Raw genomic sequence first — 18656 nt, 5'->3', positions numbered from 1 at the left:
GGGGCCCGGAGCACGCCGCACAACAGAAGAAGACCGGCCCGTACGGCCAGACCCAAACCCGACCCAGCACTCACTCACGCTCACCAGAAGTCACTGCCGCTCATTACTTCGGCAGCAGTCCACAACCCCCGTGTCATCGAGGGACCGGTCGGCGCATATCTTCTCGCCCCCCGCGATCTCGTCCCGCCACGCAGCCAGCACCTCATCGAGCTCCCGCTCCGGCGCGAGAGTGAACCCCTTCTCGTCCCCCTCGTACACCGGCGGTACGTCGAGCCCGGCGAAGATCCGCTGCCACCAGTTCCGCTCGACCTCGGCCATGTGCTGTACCAGCCCGAGCAGCGTCATGGCCGAGGGCTCGACGGAGGCCGTGCGCAGCGCCGCGCTGTCGAGGCCCTGGCACTTGACCTCAAGCGTCGCGCGGTGGAAAGCGAGCCAGCTCCGGAGCATGGTGCGCTCGTCGGCTTCGAAGGGCGGGACCGGCCGCCCGTCTGGAGTTTCCATGGATCCAGACTGGCACAGGCCACTGACAACGCGGCCGGAGCCGACCGGCGTTGCGGCCACTACTCGTTGTGCAGCACCCTGGCGATCGTGAGCCGCGCCGCCGACCGCGCCGGGATCAGCGCGCCCAGGACGGCGATCACGACTCCCGTCAGTGCCAGTCCGGCCAGCTGCGGCGCGTGACTGCGGCCCGACGTCGTACTGATGGACATCCGCATGCCGAACATGGATGGCCTGGAGGCCGCCCGCCGCGTACTGGCACAGGCCCCGGACTGCCGGGTGATCATGCTGACGACCTTCGACCTCGACCGGTACGTCTACGCGGCACTGGCGGCCGGCGCCAGCGGCTTCCTGCTCAAGGACGTCACGCCGGAACACCTGACGGCGGCGGTACGCCTGGTCAACACGGGCGACGCGCTACTGGCACCGTCGATCACCCGCCGCCTGGTGGAACGTTTTGCCCGCAGTGCCGCCGCCGGGCCCGCCCCGGCCGCCCCGGGAACCCTCGCCGCGCTGACCCCGCGCGAACGCGAAGTGCTGACGCTCATGGGCCGGGGCCTGTCCAATGGAGAACTGGCCCGGGAGCTCACGCTCAGCGAGGCGACGGTGAAGACCCATGTGGCCCGGATCTTCGCCAAACTCGCTCTGCGCGACCGGGCGCAGGCGGTCGTCGTCGCTTATGAGACAGGACTCGTCACCCCGGGGCACATCCCGTCATCACCCGACGGGTAAGGCGTACGGCCGGGTTCGCCCGGGTAGCTCCCGTGCACTCGGTGGATGGAGGCACCCGTGGATGAAGACGAGGATCGGCGGCTGATGGTGGTTGCCCCGGCCATCTCCCTACTCACGGTCACCATGCTGCGGAAGGTGGTGGGCCTCGAACCGGCGGAGCGGATCCCGGAGGAGGCTCTGGCCGTTGCGGACAGGGTGCTGGAGGAGTACGGGACTGACGGTCTGCGGGTGCTGGTCATGAGCCTGACGGGATGGGCGGCGGTCGAGATCGAGCGCGACGCCCAGCTGAGCGGCCGGACGTACGAGGCGGTCGTGGACGACATCGACCTGACGTGCCTGGAGGCCAACCCCGACGGCTGACCCCGCGAACGCCTGACCGCGAGCCCCTGACCTTCGAACGCGACGGCCCGCATCACTGAGAAGCGATGCGGGCCGGCGCGTGGAACGGGTTTCACCGAGGCGGCACCTCCACCCAATGCTCGATCACCACGGGCCTGCCGCCGTTGCAGGCCGGTGAGCTGACCCGACAGGGCCGGACACCAACACGGACTCTGCCCTCGGAGCCGTAGGGCGTATTTCTGCCTCTGTCTGTCGTCGTTGACGTCAACGACGGATGTCAACTCGTTTAGAGACTTGGCTAAGGGCCTGACTTAAGGCTCCCGGCCTAGTCAGTCGGGCCAGCGCCACCACAGATGTCGCTCCAAACGACGGCAGACACGTTCGTCAACGCTCTCTGGATGGATGAGCACGAGCCCGCCAGGGCTGTGTCCATGGTGGCGCGGGCCTGGCGGGTGTCACCGCCGCCCATGATCGCGGCTGAGCGGGCCGGGTCGAGGCTGTGCAGGCTGATGTTCAGGCTGCTCCAGCTCCTCGACGACGAGCATGGCGGTGCCCGCCATCTGTCGTACGTCGGAGCCCAGTTCCGAGCCGTGGGCCTGCTCTCATCCATGAAGGCGGCCACTCCGCCGCCGTCACCACTCGCCTGGTCCAGGCGCTCGCCGAAATCGGTCAGCTCGCCGGATGGATGGCCTTCGACGCCGCCGACCCCGCCACCGGGGTCCGGCTCACCAGCGGCATCGAAGCCTCCCGCCACGCCGCCGCGCCCCCGGACTGGGCCACGACACTGCCCGGCTTCGCCCCCGCCGAGCCCGCACAGCTTCCCGCGGGCTTCACCTCCGGCTACCGGTGCACCGTCCCACTGATCGACATGCCCGTCTACCTCGACTACCTCCAGCGCCGCCTACGAGACGCGGGCGGAACGATCGAACAGCGCAGACTGCAATCGTTCGCCGAAGCCGGGCCGGCCACGGCGATAGTCAACTGTGCGGGCCTGGGCGCCGACACCCTCGTCCCCGACCCGGAACTGCGGCCCATCCGCGGACAGCACGTCGTCGTCACCAACCCCGGCCTCACCGAGTTCTTCTCCGAGGACACCGGCCTCTCGCCCGACCTGCTCTGCATCTACCCGCACGGTGACACCGTCGTCCTGGGCGGCACCGCCATCGACGGCAACGGCACCTTGGAGGCTGACGCGAAGGCCGCAGCGGGCATCCTGGCTCGCTGCTCAGCGGTCGAACCCCGGCTTGCTGATACCAAGATCCTCGGGCACCACGTTGGCGCACGCCCCACCCGCGACCGCGTACGAGTCGAGGCAGAGCAACTGCCGGACGGGACGCCGCTGGTGCACAACTACGGCCACGGCGGGGCAGGCGTCACCCTGTCCTGGGGCTGCGCCGCCGAGGTCCAGCGTCTCTTTGCCGGACTCTGCGCCTTCTTCTCCGCTTGAGAGCCGGAAGATGGCAAAACCTGGTGATCGCCAGTGGGGGATGGATTCTCTGCGGACTTTGATCTACGCAAGAGCCCCTCCGTTCGATTCGCGGAGGGGCTCTTACCTGCGTGCCCCCGGCAGGATTCGAACCTGCGACACCAGCTTTAGGAGAGCTGTGCTCTATCCCCTGAGCTACGGAGGCGGGGAGGTGCGCAGTCCAGGAAAGCTGGACCGTAACCGAGGACAGCTTAGCGGACGACGGCAGGGGGCCGACGAGGTGATCAAGGCCGGCGAATAGCCCTGGCGGGCAATGGTGAGCTCATGGTCCACTTTTTCGATGGATTGGACTTGGCTGGGCCCTCCGCTGGACGTCCGACCGCTGTTCCCGGTCGAGCGAGCCGCGCTTGTCGACCTGCTTGCCGCGCTGGGGCCCGACGAGTGGGCCCGCCCGACCGTCTGTCCGGGTTGGGACGTTCATGATGTGGCCGCTCACATCCTGCACGACTGCGTACGGCGTCTGTCCGGCGGCCGGGACGGGCACCCCGGACCGGATTTCGGCTCGGATGAGACCTTGGCGGCCTATCTGGCCCGTACCAACGAGGATTTCGTCCGAACGGCCCGGCAGATCAGCCCGCGACTGATGATCGACCTGCTGGCCCACCTGGGACCGCAGCTGGACGCCGAGTGGTCGAGCCTGTCCATGGGGGAGCCCGCGCAGCTGGACGTTTCCTGGGCGGCACCGGGATTGATGGCACCAGCCTGGCTGGACGCCGCCCGCGAGTACACGGAGCTGTGGGTCCACCAGCAGCAGATCCGCGACGCCGTCGGCCGTCCTGGCGCCACCGAACCGCGTCTGTTCCACCCGGTCCTCGACACCTTCATGCGCGCGCTTCCTCAGGCCCTGCACCGAACCGCGCGGCCAGTGGGCACGACGGTCCGCGTCCGGGTGCCCGGCCCCGCCGGCGGCGAGTGGGCGGCTGTCCGCCGCGTCGACCGCTGGGCCTTGACCGGCGACACGCCGGCCGCGCCTGCCGCGGCGGCAGCCGAAGTGGAGATCAGCGCGGACACGTTGTGGCGGCTGGCTACCCGCGGCATCACGGTGCAAACCGCCCGCGACCGGGCCACACTGCGCGGGGACGCGGCCCTCTTGAGCGCGGTGCTGGGCATGGTCTCCATCGTCTGGGAACCGTGAATCGGCTCCTGACCGGTGGACGGTCGACGGGATGAGCGCCGGCTCCGCCCCTCCTGAGGGTGATGACAAGCCCAGTGCTACTTCAGCCCCGCGCCCCTCCCGCCCCCGGGTCCGGCCGCAGCCAGTGGCCGTCCGTGCTCCAGCCGAGGAAACGGCGGGCCCGGCCCCCGTCCGCCGTGCCGTCCGCGGCGAAGCTGCCGCCCGTGGCGACCAGCCGCAGCCCCGCGAGCGCGGGCGCGAGCCGAGCGGCGGCATGGGCGGGGTGGCGGGCCGTCTCCTCGGCCAGCCATGCCGGCGCGCTCGCCTGCTCGGCAGGCGTGCAGAGGGCCAGGTGGAACACCATCTGCCGCCATGCGTACGCCGCGTCCTTGATCGTGGCCAGTGGCCTCGGGTGGTCGTGCACCTGGGTCGTAAGGCGGCATACGGTGACGAAGCAGCGGCGGGCCAGGTCGTCCCAGCCCGGCTCGGGGGCGATACCGACCTGGCGGACCAGCGTGGCCAGGTTGTGCGTGGTGAGGATCTGCGCCTGCTCGATCACCTTGCCGTTCGCCGCCACCGACCGCGCCCCGGACGCCCTGAACCCGGCCCGCTCGGCGCACAGCTTCGCGAAGCCCGGCGACGTCCGGGCCCCGTACGAACGTCTCAGCGCCTCGGCCGTCTCGACGATCGCCAGGTTGCGGACGGCCGCGTAATCGATCCCGTAGTACCGCTCGTACAGCGTGCCGCCGCCGAGCAGCTCGGCCGCGACCCGCGCCGCCGCGAGGAACTTCGGGCTGAATGTGCCCATGAAGATGTCCGCGGCCAGCTCCTCGACCAGCGGCGCGCCCAAGTCCGCCCGGTAGGCGAGCACGCCGAGTTCGCGGACGAGCGGGTTGGGCAGGACCGTTGCCGGAAACGCCTGCACAGCCAGCTCGCCCAGCTGCCGCAACGCGGCCAGCGCGAGCTCCCGGCCCGCTTCCCCGTCGCCGCGCTGCCCGGCCACTGCCCGCACCCAGGGCAGTTCCCCGATCCGCACCTGACGCTCCAGGTTGAGCAGGAGCAGCGAACGGCGCTTGCCGAACGCCCGGTAGTGCGCGGCCATCAAGGTCCGCAGAGCCTCGTCCGGGTACGCCTGCGCGGTGGTGGCGGCGACCAGCTGCGGCACCAGTTCGGCCAGCACCTCGGCCGACGGCACCACGCCCCGCTCCACGAGCGTGCCGATCGGCGCGCTCAGCGCGGCCTCGACAACCTGCTGGATCGCCCGTGGAATCCGTACTCCGGCGGGCAGTCCGGTCTCCCGTTCCTCCTGCTCACTCACCGCGCGGACAAGCGGTACGACATCGGCCGCGCCCACATCCTGGGGAAGCCCGGCCAGCCGGCGGAGCACCAGCTGGGCCAGCGCGTGGTGCGCGGGGAGCGCCGCTTGTGCCGCCTGGAGCCGGCGCAGGGCCGTGTGCCGTTCGGAGCCGGGCAGACCGCGCCGCCGCACCATGGATTCGACGGCGTGCCGCAGCAGACCGAGCCGGCGCGCGTCCAGCGGACGTCCGGCGACGGTCTCCTCCAGCGCGCCGCGCAGAACGCCCAGGTTCTCCTTGGGGCTGCGGTGCTTCGCGCAGCGCGTGTGCTCCGCCGCCAGTGCCCGGTAGCGGTCCAGCAGGGCGACGCCGCGCTCATGCCAGCCCGCCGCCGGGGTGTGGTCGAGCACGCGGCCCGACCCGGTCGCCGTCTCCAGCCAGTGGCCGAGCAGCTCGTCGGCGAACGGCTGCCAGACCGTGAGAGCCTCCCGCTGGGTCTCGACGGCCGCGTTGGGCCGACGGCGCGCCAGACTGACACCGGCGTCGGCGACGGTACGCCGGTGCACCGCGGCGATGTCCGGTACGGGCGCGTCCGAGGGCCGGGGCATGAACCGCAGCTGCCCGGCGAACGGCTCCAGGATGTCTACGAGTTCCACGGCGCCGGTCACATCCCCGGACCGGACCAGCCACGCCACGGTGAGCAGCGCGGCCTCCTCCGGCACGGTCACCTCGTAGCGCCCGCTGTCCAGCAGCCCGCACAGCCGGGCGAGACCGGGCTCGGTGAGGCAGTACGCGAAGAGCGCCCGCCGGTCGGCCGGCACACCGATCCGGCGCGCGGCCTCCGTCTCGTACGGCTGCAGCGGGCCACCGGCGATGGCGGCACCGGTGGCGAAACCGCCCCGCACCACCTCCGGGGTCACCCACGCGGGAAGGCCGGCCACCGGCGTACGCGAACCGACCTTCAGCCGGCCGTCGGCCAGACCCGCGAGCACGGCGCGCCAGCGCCGACCCCGGTCCTCCGCACCGCTTCGGGTTGCGGCGTCCTCGTGCGTCAGCGCGGTCGTGAAGGCCTTGGCCAGCTGGCCCAGCGCGTAGGAGGGGGCTCCGGTGATCAGCTGCTGCTCAGCGTCGTCGTTCATAAGCCGACGTGGCAGGTCCCGCCCCTGCGTCCTCCGGGTCTGGAGCCCGGTGCTCTGGCTGCTGAGCTACACGTCGTTGAGCGACGACGCTAGACGCAAGGCCGGAAGCGTACAACCGAGTTACCAATGGACGTGGTGGCGGCGAGATTTCTCGGGACCGAGAGCGCGCGGACGGTGGCGGTCGCGTGAGTCACCGCAGTGAGTGGAAGAACTCCCTCACATCACCGACCAGCAGCTCTGGCTCCTCCAGCGCCGCGAAGTGGCCGCCACGATCCACGTCCGTCCATCGCACGATGGTGTTCTCCTGCTCCGCGTAGCGCCGGATGCCGACGTCGTGGGCGAAAACGACCGCCGCTGTGGGAACGCCGGAGTTGAGTTTCTGAGCGCCCCATCCGGATTCCTGCGCGTATCCGACGTACGCCGCCGAGCCCGCCGTGCCGGTGAGCCAGTAGAACATGACGTTCGTCAGCAGCCGGTCGCGGTCGATGACCTGGTCGGGGAGGGCCGTGCGCGGGTGGGTCCACTCGCGGAACTTGTCCATGATCCAGGCGAGTTGGCCGACGGGGGAGTCGGTCAGCCCGTAGCCCAGGGTCTGCGGGCGGGTGGACTGGATGGCGATGTAGCCGAATTCCTCTTGCATGAACGCCTCGATGCGGGCGACCCGGTCCCGCTCAAGGCCGGTGAGGGCTTCGCGCTCTTCCTCCGGCAGCGGCATCGGCGGCATGGGGCCAGGGCCCCCGTTGACATGGATGCCGATGAGACGGTCCGGTGCCACCCGTGCCAGCTCGGGGGCGACGGCCGCGCCGATGTCGCCGCCCTGGGCGCCGTAACGCTTGTAGCCGAGTCGTTCCATCAGCCCGGCCCACGCCCGCGCGATCCGCGTGGTGTCCCAGCCCGGGTCCGCGGTCGGGCCGGAGAAACCGAAGCCGGGCAGGGCCGGGATCACCACATGGAAGGCGTCCGAAGGGTCGCCGTCGTGTCCGCGGGGGTCGGTGAGCGGGCCGATGAGGTCGAGGAATTCGACCACCGAGCCCGGCCAGCCGTGGGTGAGGATCAGCGGCGTGGCATCGGGCTCGGGCGAGCGTACGTGCAGGAAATGGATCCGCTGGCCGTCGATGACGGTGGTGAACTGAGGGAACTCGTTGAGCTCCCGCTCCGCTTTGCGCCAGTCGTAGCCATGGCGCCAGTAGTCGGCCAGCTCGCGCAGCCAGGAGACCGGGCCGCCGGTGTCCCAGCCGTCCCCGGGCAGCGGGGCGGGCCAGCGAGTGGCGTCCAGCTTCGCGTGGAGAGCGTCGAGTTCGGCCTGCGGGATGTCGATACGGAAAGGGTGGACGGCGGTATCGGTACCCGGTGTGTTCGTCATGGCCCTGAGCCTAGAAAGCGAAGAGGACAACTACCGCCCTAGGTTGCGGGGATACTCCGTCGCATGCTGGAAACTTCCGCACGGCTGCTGCGCCTGCTGTCCCTTCTCCAGGCACCGCGCGACTGGACGGGCGCGGACCTCGCGGCTCGGCTCGGCATCGACGTACGCACCGTCCGCCGCGACATCGACAAGCTGCGCGCCCTGGGCTACCCGGTGCATGCGACACCCGGCGTCGCCGGCTACTGGCTGGGTGCCGGCGTGAACCTGCCGCCGCTGCTTCTGGACGACGACGAGGCGGTCGCTGTCGCTGTCGGTCTGCACACGTCGTCCGCCGGAATCATCTCCGGCATCGAGGAAAGCTCACTGCGCGCGCTGATCAAGCTGCGGCAGGTGCTGCCGGCGAGGCTGCGGCACCGGGTCGACACCCTCCAGTCGGTCACCGAGACGATGCCGCCCGGCGGGCCCACGGTCGATCCCGGCGTGCTGACGGCTGTCGCCGCGGCCTGCCGTGTGTACGAGCAACTGCGCTTCGACTACGCCGGCCGCGACGGCACGTCCCACGTCCGCCGCACCGAGCCGCACCGCCTTGTCCACACCGGACGGCGCTGGTATCTCATCGCCTGGGACCTGGACCGCGACGACTGGCGGACCTTCCGGGTCGACCGGCTCAAGCCGCGCGTCCCCACGGGGCCGCGCTTCACGCCACGAGAGGCCCCGGAGGCCGGTTTCGTCGGCCACACGGCGCGCGGAATCTCCACGGCTGCGTACCGCTACCAGGGCCGTTTCACACTCCATGTGCCCCTCGCCGTCGCCGCCGAGCAGATCCCACCGACCATCGGTGTTCTTGAGGAACTCGACGAACACACCTGCTCCTTGTCCGCCGGGTCGGACTCACTGAGCGAGCTCGCCCTGTACGTGGGGCTGTTCGGCTTCCGCTTCGAGGTGCACGAGCCAGCCGAGCTGGTGCGGCATGTTCGTGGACTGGCCGCGCGGCTCGCTGATGCGGTGCCTGCGGGGTCCCTCAAGGCCAGCAGCTGACGACGGTTCGTGCGGCGTCGGGCGTTCGCCGGGCGTACGGCGGGCAGCCATGAGACGTCCGCCGGGAGGCCCCCCGTGCACGCTGTTCTTGGGGCGCCCCTCGCACCCCTTCACCAGCAGAGGTTGACGCACTCATGGCAGAACTCAACCGCCGCCGCTTCCTGCAACTCACCGGTGGCGCCACCGCGCTCACCATGCTCTCCGACAGCATCGCCCGCGCAGCCGCCATCCCCGCCCAGGGCACCTCCGGCACCATCCAGGACGTCGAGCACATCGTCGTCCTGATGCAGGAGAATCGCTCCTTCGACCACTACTTCGGCGCGATGAAGGGCGTACGGGGCTTCGGCGACCCCCGCCCCGTCACCCTGCCCAGCGGCAAGTCCGTCTGGAACCAGGCTGACGGCTCGAAGGTGACCCTGCCGTTCCGGCCCCCGGGCGACGACCTCGGCATGGAGTTCCTCCAGGGACTCAACCACGACTGGGCGGGCGGCCAGAAAGCCTTCAACAAGGGCACGTACGACCAGTGGGTGCCCGCGAAGACCGCCACCACCATGGCGTATCTGACCCGCGAGGACATCCCGTTCCACTACGCGCTCGCCGACTCCTTCACCGTCTGCGACGCGTACCACTGCTCCTTCATCGGCAACACCGACCCGAACCGCTACTACATGTGGACGGGCCAGACCGGCAACGACGGCACGGGCGGCGGCCCGGTCCTCGACAACGCCGAGGCCGGGTACGGCTGGACCACCTACCCCGAGCGCCTGGAGGCGGCCGGTATTTCCTGGAAGATCTACCAGGACATCGGCGACGGCCTCGACGCGGCCGGCTCCTGGGGCTGGATCAGCGACGCCTACCGCGGCAACTACGGCGACAACTCCCTGCTGTACTTCAACCAGTACCGCAACGCCCAGCCCGGCAACCCGCTGTACGACAAGGCCCGCACCGGCACCGACGCAGCGAACGGCGACGGCTTCTTCGACATCCTCCGCGCCGACGTCCAGGGGGGCCGGCTGCCCAAGATCTCCTGGATCACCGCCCCCGAGGCGTTCTCCGAGCACTCCAACTGGCCGTCGAACTACGGCGCCTGGTACATCGCGCAGGTCCTGGACGCGCTGACGTCGAACCCGGACGTGTGGGCCCGTACCGCACTGTTCATCACGTACGACGAGAACGACGGCTTCTTCGACCATGTCGTGCCGCCGTACGCGCCGTCGGGTGCCGCCGAGGGGCTGTCGACGACCCCCACCGTGCTGGACTACTTCCCGGGCAAGTCGGGCTTTGTGGCCGGACCCTATGGCCTTGGCCCCCGTGTGCCCATGCTCGTCGTGTCTCCCTGGAGCACGGGCGGCTACGCCTGCTCCGAGACCTTCGACCACACCTCGATCCTCCGCTTCATGGAGCGCCGCTTCGGGGTGCGGGAGCCGGGCATCTCGCCCTGGCGGCGTGCGGTGTGCGGCGACCTGACCTCCGCCTTCGACTTCGCGCGTACGCAGACCAGGCCGCCGGCCGAGTTGCCGCCGACCGACGACTACTACCCGCCGGACCGCGAACGGCACCCCGACTTCCGGCCGACCGCCCCGGCCGTCGGCACGATGCCCCGCCAGGAGCCGGGCAGCAAACGTGTCCGCCCGCTCGCGTACGCGCCGTACGTCGACGGTTCCGCCGACGTGAGCGCCGGCAAGTACAGGCTCACCTTCAGCGGAGGCCCGCGGGCGGGCGCCCAGTTCTACGTCACCTCGGCGAACCGCACCGACGCGCCCTGGACGTACACGACCGAGGCGGGCAAGTCCATCGCGGACGCCTGGAACACGCAGTACTCGAACGGCGTCACGGACCTGACCGTGCACGGCCCGAACGGCTTCCTGCGCCGCTTCCGGAACCCCGGTAAGACGGCCGGCCCCGAGGTCACCGCCCGCCACAACGCGAGCACCGGCGACCTCGACCTGACCTTTACCAACACCGGTACGGGCGACGTGCGCCTCACCGTCACCAACGCCTACGGCGGCAAGCCCCGGACCTTCACGGTCCGCAAGGGAGCGACCGTCAAGCACTCCGTCGACCTGGGCGCCTGCCGCAACTGGTACGACGTGACGGTTGCTGCTACTGGCCGCCCGGACTTCCTGCGCCGCTTCGCGGGCCATGTCGAGACGGGCGCGCCGGGGCTGTCCGACCCGGGCATCCGCACCGGCTGATCCCGGCTGATCCCGGCTGATCCCGTAAACCTGGTGAACGACGAAATCCCGCCCGATCAGCAGCTCGGGCGGGATTCGTGCGATGCGGTGCGCGATCCTGCGCACCAGAGCCGAGAGACGCGCGGGGATCACGCGGTTCCGCCCGCAGAGCGGGTCGGTGGTCTTCGGCCCCTTCGTCCAGGTGGTTGGGGTGACGCTCGGTCTGGGCGCGCTGTTGGACGCGGCGCTGTTGTTCAGCGTGATCAAGCTGATTGGTGCCGCGTAAGTTCCTGTGGCTGCCGACGGGCGAGGAGACCACACCACCGGCCCGGTGACCCGGCTGCGGGGAACGAGGGGAACGAGGGGAACAAGAGGAACGCACTGGCGTCACACCGGCCCGATGACCTTCTTTCGCATGTGCCCGTAGACCACCGACGTCCGTACGTCCGCGAGTTCCGGACGCTTCGTCAGCTTGTCCAGGACCACCGCGTGCAGATGGTCGGTGTCGCGAACGGCGACGTGCACCAGGAAGTCGTCGTTGCCGGTGAGGACGAAGATCGAGATCACCTCGGTCATGCTCTCCAGGAAGGCCTGGAAGGCCTCGATCACCGCACGCGTCGGCGGGCGGACCCGTACGGCGATCACGGCCTGCAGCCCGCGGCCGATCGCCGTGAGGTCGGCCTCCGCGTGAAACCCGGTCAGGATGCCGCGCTGGCGGAGCGATCGGATCCGCTCCAGACAGGTGGACGGAGCAATACCGAGCACTTGGGCCATGTCCCGGTTGGTACGCCGACCGTCCTGCTGGAGCATCCGCACCAACGCCGAATCTAGTTCGTCCACGCTTACCTCACCCTGCCGGATTCCGAATGTAATTCGGATTCTACGCGCCATGTTCGATGATCTTGTTAGCCTCTCCCGCGGTTGACTGAAGTTCGTTCGGTCGCCGCGTTCGGTCGCGGTGTGTTCGGTGGTAGTGGAGAGGGGCGACTTCGGATGCGTGAACGAGGTCCCAGCGTGTGGGCGGTGTCTGCGGTGATGGCAGCCGCGCTGTTCTGGAGCAGTTCGTACGCGGTGACCAAGCAGGTGCTGGAGGACGTCGGCCCGCTCAGTATCGGCGCCATCAGGTTCGCCCTCGCGGCCTTGCTCCTGGGCGTGATGGTGCGGCTGAACCGGCACCGCCCGGCCCGGCCGGACGCACGGCAGCGGCGGCAGCTCTACCTGAGCGGATTCCTCGGCATCACCGTGTACTTCATCCTGGAGAACATCGGCGTCGATCTATCCACGGCGTCCGACGCGTCACTGATCGTGGCCACGTACCCGCTGATGACGATGCTGCTGGAACTGGTCGTCTTCCGCGCCCGGATGCCGCCGCTACGTGTGGCGGGCGTGTTGCTGGCCACCATCGGCGCCTTCCTCGTCGTACGCAACGGAGTCCAGGTCGGTGGCAGTTCGCGCTGGCTCGGGGACATCCTGCTGCTGCTCGGCGGGTTGGCCTGGGCCGGCTACAACGTGCTCGGCAAGCGCGCGAGCGCCGGCCAGGACGCCATGAGCGTCACCTACTACCAGACCCTGGCGGGCGCGGCCGGCTTCCTGCTCGCGTCCCTGCTGGAGGCCGGCGACTGGCGGATGCCGAGCGCGACCGCCTCGTCCCTGCTGGTCTACCTGGCCGTGGCGTGCTCGGTCGGCGGCTTCCTGCTCTACAACTACGGCCTGCGCAGGATGGCGTCGAGCGTCGCGGTGAACATCCTCAACCTGGTCCCGGTCTTCGGCGTCATCGGCGCCGTCGTGATCAACGGGGAGTCGATCCGGCCGGCCCAGGCGGCGGGCGGCGTCGTCATCATCGTCGGGGTGGTACTGAGCATGATCGAACGGGGGCAGGGGGCTGCGGTGAAGTCGGACGCGGATGAGGCCGAGTGTGCCGAGACCACGACCGCACAGGCCGAGTCAGAAGCCGGGCCCGTGCCGGACGAGTCCGAAGCCGCCGTACCCGCCGCCCGCAAGGCCGCCGAGATCTCGCCCGGCGTCTCATGACGCCCGATCGCCGTCATGGGAACCGAGCCGTGGCGGGGCGTCACCCCAGCCCCGGCCGGACGACCCACTCCCGCCCGCAGGCTCAGGCCCCGCTCGTCCAGAGGGGCTGCGACGAGGGCGCGGGCGATGCGCGGGACGGCCTCGGCGGCGGGGTCGGTGCTGGGCTTGCTCGAGCCGTCCCGCAACGTACGCGAAGATCACCCGCTACCGGCCCAGGCACCCGCCGGCCCTCTGGGGCGAGGTCGCGCCGCTGGTGCGCTCGGTGGTCGCCGCCACGGTCGCCCGGAGGCCTCAGCTGCAGTTAACCGCCCCTGCCCACCGCATTTCTGGCTGGTTCAAGTGGGGCGAGTCTTCACACCTTGACGATCTCTACGGCGGGGCCGCAGAGGAGCGTCAGGTCCTCGGGGTCGGAAGTGAGGACGGTGGCCGGCTGGGGTGCGGCGCGGGCGATGGCGGCAAAGGCGGCGTCGATGGCGTACTTGTGGCCGTGGAGGCGGTGGGTACGTAGGAGGGCGGCGGCCTGGTCGGTGATCTCCTTGGTGACGTCGTGGACGTCGACGCGGGAGAGGACCCACTTGATGCGGGCGGGGTGGATGCGCTCGTAGTCGGCCTCAAGGGTGGTCATGGTGCTTGTGGCCACGCGGACGCCGTCTTCTGATGCCGCTTGGATCAGAGCCACGACGGTACGGTCCTTGCGGTAGAGCTTCGAGAGGCCTTCGCAGTCGAGCAGCAGGGTACCGGGCATCAGGCGGCGGCCCCGCCGGCCTGCCGGTGGTCATGGCGTAGCAGTGCGCGGGCGGCCTCGACCTCCTCGCGGGTGAGTTCGTCATTGTCCGTCTCGAAGTCGGCGACGATCTCGCGGAGCTTGTCCATGGCGACCCGTTGTTCGAGGGCTTCGGCGACGTAGGCGGAGAAGCTGCCAGGCCCGACGTGGGCGCGCACGGCCTCGGCGAGGTCCTCAGGCAGGCTGATCGAATATTTCTTACTACCGCTCATGGGGCTAATCCTACCTCGGGTAGCAACCATTCGGTTGGCGGACGACGGCACCGATAACGGTCGTGGGTGTCAGCGCGGCCTGTGCAGTTCGCGGAGCTGGTTCACGTGGGCGCGGATGTCGCGTGCGATGGCAGGTTCGGCCTCGGGTTCCAGGGTGGCGGCTGGGCCTTGGGTGGCTTGGCGGCAGGCGCGGCCGGCGTGGGGGCGGCGGGCAGGTGGGGCGGGATCTTGTCGTTGAGGCGGCGGCGTACGAAGCCCACGGGCGATCCGACCTGGGCGGGTAGGCCGGAGGTGAGGGCGTGGGTGAGGTAGTCGGCGTCGACGCCGCGTGCGAACCAATCGGCGGCCAGTTGCTCCAGGGCGGTGCAGTCGGCGGCGGAGAGGGCCAGGCGCGGTTCGATGCGGCCGAGTCGGGCCAGGGCGAGGCACGCGGGTGAGGGGTGCCCCGGGTCCGGTTCCGGGGTGCGCTGCTGCGGTACGGCGGGTACGGCGGGTACGGCGGGTACGGGAGCGGGCGGGGCTGCGGGGACTGGGGCGGGGGCCGGGGCTTCCGCACCGGCCGGCGGGGCGGGCGTCTCCGTGGGGACCCAGGGCGGCGCGGAAGCGGTCGCGGCCACTTCTGCCTCTGCTTCCTCCGTCGCCCGGTCGTTCTCGGCTTCGGCGAAGGTGTCCCACCATTCGCTGTCGTGGGCGGTACGGGACCAGTAGGTGTAGGTGCCCCAGAGACCGCCCTGGCCGCCCTCGCCGACCCGGCACCGGACGCGCCGCAGGTGACCGGCCACCGCCAGGGCCCGCAGAGCGGTGCCGACGGCCATCTGCCCGTACAGGGGGAGGTCCTTGGCCAGCGTCTTGATGTCCATGGCCCCGCCCTCGGGCAGGTGGTCGACGTACCCGGCGATGTACCGCTCCCGCTCCGGCAGCAGCTGGAAGTCGTCGTCGCGGGGCGGGCGTTGGTCCGGCGCGGATCGCTTGCCGTAGCCGCGGGGGGCCTTCGTGTACGGGCGCGAGGATGCGGGCGCGCACAGGGCAGGACTAAGGTTCTCGGTAGCCACGAGATCGCTCTTTCGATCTTGGGGTGAGACCCCGGCCTGGTGCTGCTAACACCGCGTCGGGGTCGATTCGTTGGGGGCACCGTAAGCAGCCGCGCCACCGCGCCGCAAGCCGTCACCATTAGTCATACTTGCTGGCCGTGACGGGTCAGGGAGGGTGGGGAGGTTGCCCAAACCCCTTCTTTTCCCTACCGGTTACCAAGGGCGCTCGAATCCCGGAGCCCGGATTCCGACGCCCGGATCCCGAAGCTCAAGACTCGGGCCCGGACCCCTCCTCGTACCCACGAACGAGTGAACCGACCCGTCCCGGAGCCCGGCACTCAAGCCCCGAGTCCCGAGTCCCGAAGCTCGGGCTCCGACCGCCCGCGACAAGCGCGATCATGACGGGCGTCAGGCGGCTACGCCGGAGCGCGGTCCCGCCGTCGCCTGCGGGTCCTCGGCGGGAACCAGGAACCACAGGCCGTGCGGGGCGTCGGCGGGGCGGCGGGCAGACTCCTGCAACGTGACCAGGGGCTCCCGCCCACTGCTCGATTACTGGCGTAGCCCCTTGTGCCGCCCGAAACGACAAGACCCCGGTCAGACGATGACCGTCTGACCGGGGTCTTGTGAACCGTTCGTGGGCTAACTCGCGAACGACCCGATGCGGTGGACCTGTGGGGATTTGAACCCCAGACCCCCTCGATGCGAACGAGGTGCGCTACCAGACTGCGCCACAGGCCCTTGCAACGAGTGAAACCTTAGCACCACCAGCAGGGTGCTTGGAAATCCGTTCCCTCGCTGGTCACGCCCCCCCGGCCGCTGGGCGGCCCCGGCTCACTCGTTGGCGGCGCGGGGCCTGTCCTCTTCCTCGTACTGGTCGAAGAGCGGCGTACGGCCGCGCTCGCGGCCACGGCGGGGCCCCGGCGTCCGTCGGGGCCGGGGCTCCTCCGAGGCCGGGGACGGGGCCGGGGTCGGGGTCGGCTCCGCCGGGGAGGAGCGGGCCGCGCTCCAGGTCTCCGGGTTGTTCACGTCCACGCCGCCCGTCGCGCGTGGGGCGACCGGCGCGGTCACGTACGTCGGCAGCGGGACCGGGACCGGCTCCCAGCTGTCGCCGCGCGCCGGGCCGCGTTCGCGCTGCTGGTCGACCCACTCCGCGTGGTCCGTCTGCTCGACCAGCGCACGGCGGCCCGCCTCCTGCGGGGAGAGCGTCGCCGCAGGTTCGGCCTCGGGGCGCGCCTCGGGGCATTCGTTCTCACGGTCTCCGGCCGGGGCAGCCGGGGCCTGGTGGCGCCGGGGACGGTTCTCGCGCAGCCGCTGCGCCGCGGCCTCGGCCCGGCGCTGGTCCATGGTGAAGGCGAAGCGCCGCCGCTCCTGGCCGCGCAGATGCACGATGTACACGCTCAGGAGCACCGCCGGGGCGGCCGGGGCCCAGAGGAGGCCGAGCCCGCCGACCGCGGCGGCGACCGCGCCCAGCGTGAAGACGAGGAAGAGGACCACCGTCGTACGCCGACGGCGGGCCAGGACCTTGGTGCGCCGTGCGCGCTCAGCGGCGGCGCCGTTGGCGCGCGGGCGCGCGCGCTGGCGGGGGCGCCGCCGGGCCGCAAGGCGCGCCTGCGACGGTTCCGCCGGGCGGGCCGGGATTTCCATCCGCGCCTCGGTATGTGCCCGGGGCGCGGCAAAGGCCCGGACGTCCACGGAGCTCAAGTGCTCCCCGGTCGCGTCCGGCTCCGCGTCGGGCTCCTCCGCCTCCTCGGCGGTGCGTTCGCGCAGCTCCTTGGCGTACCGGCGCTCCATCGCCCCGCGTCCCGACAGCAGCCGGATGGCGGTGGAGAAGCGTTCCGTCGGACGGGCTTCATTGAGCTCGTCCTGCCTGCGGAGCCACATCGGCACCAAGTAGGCGGCCCAGGCCCCGACGATGACTGCGTAGATGAGGCCGCTGCTGCTCACGCATCACACCGTAGAGGTGTTTGCGCGGGGGCATACGCCAATTGGACCGGTGTGTCGCACGATCTGGCTGGTCTCCAGGGCTTTTTTGTGATTGTTCAGATCACCTCATGGCCGGCAGCGATCAATTTCGAACGTTTATTTTATTTCCCGCGACCTTCCGGGTCGCGCCTGGTGCCAGCGGTGGAGCAGCCCTTCCGTCACCTCTTCGGCCGTGAGTGCGAAAACAAGATGGTCCCGCCACGCACCGTCGATGTGAAGATATCGTGGACGCATCCCCTCTTCCCGGAATCCGAGTTTCTCCACGACCCGGCGGCTGGGGACGTTCTCCGGGCGAATGCAGACTTCGATGCGGTGCAGTCCGACCGTACGGAAGCAGTGGTCGACGGCGAGCGCGACGGCCGTCGGCATGACGCCGCGGCCCGCGACCGCACGGTCCACCCAGTAGCCGACGTGGCCGGAGCACATCGAGCCCCACGTGATCCCGGCGACCGTCAGCTGGCCCACCAGCTGTCCCTGGTACTCGATGACGAAGGGCAGCATCCGCCCGGCGTTCGCCTCGGCGCGCAGATGGCGGACCATCTGGCGGTACGTGGGGCGCCGGGCCACCGGCCCGCTCGGGGCGGGCGGTGGAATGGTCGCCTCCCAGGGTCGCAGCCAGTCGCGGTTACGCCGGTTCACCTCGCGCCAGGCCCGCTGGTCGCGCAGTTTTATCGGGCGGAGAGCGACATCGCCGTCCGCCAGGATCACCGGCCAGGACGGGGTGTTCAGCTTGGGCTCCCGGCAGGTCTGGGATGATCGTGGCCGCGGATCTGGTCCACGGCGTGGACGAGGAGCGACTCCAGTACGGCGAGTCCGTCGCGTACTCCGCCGGTGGAGCCGGGGAGGTTGACGATCAGCGTCCGGCCCGCGACACCGGCGAGACCGCGGGACAGGGCCGCGGTAGGCACCTTCCCGCGTCCGTACGCGCGAATCGCCTCGGGGATGCCGGGGATCTCGCGGTCGAGGACGCGGGCGGTGACCTCGGGGGTGCGGTCGGTGGGGGAGATCCCGGTGCCGCCGGTGGTGAGGATGACGTCGTACGCCGCGGCGACCCCGGTGCGCAGGGCCTCCTCGACCGGGTCGCCGTCCGGGACGACGCGCGGGCCGTCGACGGTGAAGCCCATCTGCGTCAGCCCTGCGGCGAGGATCGGGCCGCCCTCGTCGGCGTACACCCCGGCGGAGGCGCGGTTGGACGCGGTGACGACGAGGGCGCGCCTGAGGGGGCGGGGGCGGGGCGGGGCCTGCCCTGACTCCTCCGGTACGGATGGCTCGGATGGCCCAGAGGGTCCGGATAGCAGCCCGGATTCGTCGGGGCCGCTGTGGCTGTGCCCGTGCCCGTGGCTGTGGTGCGGACCGTGGCCGCCCGAGCCGTCGCCGTCACTCGGCCGCTGTGCTGCGGGAGAGCCCGCCCAGGTGCCGGGCGCCGGCCTGTGGCCA

18 protein-coding genes, 3 tRNA genes and 1 pseudogene are annotated in these 18656 nt (G+C 70.7%); 8 read left to right on the top strand and 14 right to left on the bottom strand.

What is annotated here, in order from left to right; genetic code table 11:
* Positions 1 to 90 precede the first annotated feature (90 nt).
* On the bottom strand, positions 91 to 501 hold the full coding sequence (locus ACIHCQ_RS40340) for a DUF664 domain-containing protein (protein ID WP_399673884.1): 411 nt from the start codon (positions 499 to 501) through the stop codon (positions 91 to 93).
* A 59-nt stretch (positions 502 to 560) separates the two neighbouring features.
* Positions 561 to 716 carry a hypothetical protein gene (locus ACIHCQ_RS40335; protein ID WP_399673882.1) on the bottom strand — a complete coding sequence of 52 codons (156 nt, stop codon included), beginning with the start codon at positions 714 to 716 and terminating at the stop codon, positions 561 to 563.
* On the opposite strand from ACIHCQ_RS40335, the pseudogene ACIHCQ_RS40330 reads away from it, so the two are divergent.
* From ACIHCQ_RS40330 to ACIHCQ_RS40320, 3 genes and pseudogenes are all read left to right on the top strand, one after another.
* Positions 685 to 1230 (top strand): annotated as a pseudogene (locus tag ACIHCQ_RS40330) (response regulator); the annotation flags it as partial. The gene ACIHCQ_RS40335 and the pseudogene ACIHCQ_RS40330 overlap by 32 nt on opposite strands.
* Positions 1231 to 1287: 57 nt before the next feature.
* On the top strand, positions 1288 to 1590 hold the full coding sequence (locus ACIHCQ_RS40325) for a hypothetical protein (RefSeq protein ID WP_399673880.1): 303 nt from the start codon (positions 1288 to 1290) through the stop codon (positions 1588 to 1590).
* A gap of 664 nt (positions 1591 to 2254) precedes the next feature.
* Positions 2255 to 3016, top strand: coding sequence for an FAD-dependent oxidoreductase (locus ACIHCQ_RS40320; RefSeq protein ID WP_399673878.1), 762 nt, complete (start codon positions 2255 to 2257; stop codon positions 3014 to 3016).
* A 111-nt stretch (positions 3017 to 3127) separates the two neighbouring features.
* On the opposite strand, the gene ACIHCQ_RS40315 is transcribed toward ACIHCQ_RS40320, so the two are convergent.
* A tRNA-Arg gene (locus tag ACIHCQ_RS40315) sits at positions 3128 to 3200 on the bottom strand.
* Between the two features lie 135 nt (positions 3201 to 3335).
* Here ACIHCQ_RS40315 and ACIHCQ_RS40310 point away from each other — a divergent pair.
* A complete protein-coding gene (locus tag ACIHCQ_RS40310) occupies positions 3336 to 4190 on the top strand; it encodes a maleylpyruvate isomerase family mycothiol-dependent enzyme (protein ID WP_399673876.1) in 855 nt (284 codons plus the stop codon).
* A gap of 82 nt (positions 4191 to 4272) precedes the next feature.
* On the opposite strand, the gene ACIHCQ_RS40305 is transcribed toward ACIHCQ_RS40310, so the two are convergent.
* The 3 genes from ACIHCQ_RS40305 to ACIHCQ_RS40295 all read right to left on the bottom strand — a co-directional run bounded on the left by ACIHCQ_RS40305 (position 4273) and on the right by ACIHCQ_RS40295 (position 7966).
* Complete coding sequence (locus ACIHCQ_RS40305; protein WP_399673874.1) at positions 4273 to 6603, bottom strand: hypothetical protein; 2331 nt, start codon at positions 6601 to 6603, stop codon at positions 4273 to 4275.
* Between the two features lie 3 nt (positions 6604 to 6606).
* Positions 6607 to 6679, bottom strand: a tRNA-Trp gene (locus ACIHCQ_RS40300).
* 114 nt (positions 6680 to 6793) lie between these two features.
* Entirely contained in the window at positions 6794 to 7966 is a 1173-nt protein-coding gene (locus tag ACIHCQ_RS40295) for an epoxide hydrolase family protein (RefSeq protein WP_399673872.1), read from the bottom strand.
* Between the two features lie 63 nt (positions 7967 to 8029).
* Between ACIHCQ_RS40295 and ACIHCQ_RS40290 the strand changes: the two genes are divergently transcribed.
* The 3 genes from ACIHCQ_RS40290 (at position 8030) to ACIHCQ_RS40280 (ending at position 11464) form a co-directional block, all read left to right on the top strand.
* Positions 8030 to 9004 (top strand): helix-turn-helix transcriptional regulator, encoded by a 975-nt coding sequence (locus ACIHCQ_RS40290; RefSeq protein ID WP_399673870.1) that lies wholly within the window; start codon positions 8030 to 8032, stop codon positions 9002 to 9004.
* Positions 9005 to 9138: 134 nt separating this feature from the next.
* Positions 9139 to 11199 carry a phosphocholine-specific phospholipase C gene (locus ACIHCQ_RS40285; RefSeq protein ID WP_399673867.1) on the top strand — a complete coding sequence of 687 codons (2061 nt, stop codon included), beginning with the start codon at positions 9139 to 9141 and terminating at the stop codon, positions 11197 to 11199.
* A gap of 82 nt (positions 11200 to 11281) precedes the next feature.
* Positions 11282 to 11464, top strand: a complete 183-nt coding sequence (locus ACIHCQ_RS40280) for a hypothetical protein (protein WP_399673865.1) — start codon at positions 11282 to 11284, stop codon at positions 11462 to 11464.
* A gap of 101 nt (positions 11465 to 11565) precedes the next feature.
* Here ACIHCQ_RS40280 and ACIHCQ_RS40275 read toward each other — a convergent pair whose 3' ends face one another.
* Positions 11566 to 12018: an Lrp/AsnC family transcriptional regulator gene (locus ACIHCQ_RS40275; RefSeq protein WP_399673863.1), complete on the bottom strand. Its 453-nt coding sequence runs from the start codon at positions 12016 to 12018 to the stop codon at positions 11566 to 11568.
* A gap of 153 nt (positions 12019 to 12171) precedes the next feature.
* On the opposite strand from ACIHCQ_RS40275, the gene ACIHCQ_RS40270 reads away from it, so the two are divergent.
* Positions 12172 to 13209, top strand: coding sequence for a DMT family transporter (locus ACIHCQ_RS40270; RefSeq protein WP_399673861.1), 1038 nt, complete (start codon positions 12172 to 12174; stop codon positions 13207 to 13209).
* 352 nt (positions 13210 to 13561) lie between these two features.
* On the opposite strand, the gene ACIHCQ_RS40265 is transcribed toward ACIHCQ_RS40270, so the two are convergent.
* From ACIHCQ_RS40265 to ACIHCQ_RS40235, 7 genes are all read right to left on the bottom strand, one after another.
* A complete protein-coding gene (locus ACIHCQ_RS40265) occupies positions 13562 to 13954 on the bottom strand; it encodes a DNA-binding protein (RefSeq protein WP_399673859.1) in 393 nt (130 codons plus the stop codon).
* Positions 13954 to 14205: a hypothetical protein gene (locus ACIHCQ_RS40260; protein WP_399673857.1), complete on the bottom strand. Its 252-nt coding sequence runs from the start codon at positions 14203 to 14205 to the stop codon at positions 13954 to 13956. The genes ACIHCQ_RS40265 and ACIHCQ_RS40260 overlap by 1 nt, the downstream gene beginning before the upstream one ends.
* Before the next feature lie 101 nt (positions 14206 to 14306).
* A complete protein-coding gene (locus tag ACIHCQ_RS40255; protein WP_399673855.1) occupies positions 14307 to 15257 on the bottom strand; it encodes a MarR family transcriptional regulator in 951 nt (316 codons plus the stop codon).
* A 643-nt stretch (positions 15258 to 15900) separates the two neighbouring features.
* Positions 15901 to 15974, bottom strand: a tRNA-Ala gene (locus ACIHCQ_RS40250).
* Positions 15975 to 16067: 93 nt separating this feature from the next.
* Entirely contained in the window at positions 16068 to 17180 is a 1113-nt protein-coding gene (gene glpR / locus ACIHCQ_RS40245) for a gephyrin-like molybdotransferase receptor GlpR (protein ID WP_399673853.1), read from the bottom strand.
* A 135-nt stretch (positions 17181 to 17315) separates the two neighbouring features.
* Entirely contained in the window at positions 17316 to 17927 is a 612-nt protein-coding gene (locus tag ACIHCQ_RS40240) for a GNAT family N-acetyltransferase (RefSeq protein WP_399673851.1), read from the bottom strand.
* Positions 17928 to 17944: 17 nt separating this feature from the next.
* Positions 17945 to 18517 carry a molybdenum cofactor biosynthesis protein B gene (locus ACIHCQ_RS40235; RefSeq protein ID WP_399673894.1) on the bottom strand — a complete coding sequence of 191 codons (573 nt, stop codon included), beginning with the start codon at positions 18515 to 18517 and terminating at the stop codon, positions 17945 to 17947.
* Positions 18518 to 18656 lie beyond the last annotated feature (139 nt).

The sequence above is a fragment of the Streptomyces sp. NPDC052236 genome (genome assembly GCF_044548015.1).
Lineage (GTDB): Bacteria > Actinomycetota > Actinomycetes > Streptomycetales > Streptomycetaceae > Streptomyces.
This window is presented reverse-complemented; position numbering and strand designations above follow the sequence as displayed.